Origin of the sequence: Streptomyces sp. 8N706 (genome assembly GCF_052245415.1) — a bacterium.
Taxonomy (GTDB): domain Bacteria; phylum Actinomycetota; class Actinomycetes; order Streptomycetales; family Streptomycetaceae; genus Streptomyces.
Genome location: NZ_JBQQBW010000244.1, coordinates 1 through 1021 on the forward strand (window position 1 = coordinate 1; position 1021 = coordinate 1021).

Annotated in this window: 1 protein-coding gene; it reads right to left on the minus strand. The window is 68.4% G+C overall.

Annotated elements, in window-relative coordinates; all coding sequences use genetic code 11:
- Positions 1-166: 166 nt before the first annotated feature.
- Positions 167-517 carry a transposase gene (locus ACTWQE_RS34070; RefSeq protein WP_443332960.1) on the minus strand — a complete coding sequence of 117 codons (351 nt, stop codon included), beginning with the start codon at positions 515-517 and terminating at the stop codon, positions 167-169.
- Positions 518-1021: the final 504 nt, after the last annotated feature.

A 1021-nucleotide genomic window follows, 5' to 3' on the forward strand; every position in this document is an offset into this window, starting at 1 on the left:
ATCATGCGCCGAAGCGTAGGAGCGGCACCCGCGACGACGGACGGGAATCCACAAACCCACTCCCGCCAGACGATCTACACCCCAGACTGCCGCCCACGACCAGCACGAGCACCCCCAAACGAGGTCAAGCCACCCCGCTGACCAGCCACTTCAAGATGGCGGAGCTTCACTGGGCAGCGTGAGGGGGTGGTAATGGCCACAGTGGTGGGTGACCTGCACGAGCCAGCCGTCGGCTTGTTGCCTGCCTGCGGTCTGGTGATCGCGGGCAGGCAGCAAGCCGATGCCGTCCGTATGGCTGCTCACGGTTCTGCCGCCGCAGCCGGCGCAGCTCTTCCTCCTCCGCCGAGGTCAACGCGCCGGCCGGGCCTTCACTGCGGTCGGTGTCATCCTGGCGGACCCAGTTCCGCAGGCCCTCCGCGCTCACGCCCAGCTCCCGGGCCGCCGTCACGTTCCTGCCCGGAGAGCGGACAAGCGCGACCGCGTCCCGCTTGAACTCAGCGGAGTACCGCTTACTCATGTTGCTCTTACTCACTGCCTGGCACTGCTTCCTCCCAGACCATCGGTCCCAGTATCAGGCTGTCCAGCTCGTAGGGGAAGCTTCACCCCTGGTCGCCGGGTTGGTAGTTGGGGTTTGGCGACCAGTAGTCCGGCTGGCCCACCGGGTTACGCGGCTGCGGGCCGGGTGTCTCTTGAGGCGCCCGAGGCGCCGGGCGCCCATTGGACATGTGGTCGCCCGGTTGGTAGCTGGGGTTCGGCGACCAGTAGTCCGGCTGACCCACCGGGTTACGCGGCTGCGGACTGGGTGTCTCTTGAGGCGCCCGAGGCGCCGGGCGCCCATTGGACATGTGGTCGCCCGGTTGGTAGCTGGGGTTCGGCGACCAGTAGTCCGGCTGACCCACCGGGTTACGCGGCTGCGGGCCGGGTGTCTCTTGAGGCGCCCGAGGCGCCGGGCGCCCATTGGACATGTGGTCGCCCGGTTGGTAGCTGGGGTTCGGCGACCAGTAGTCCGGCTGACCCACCG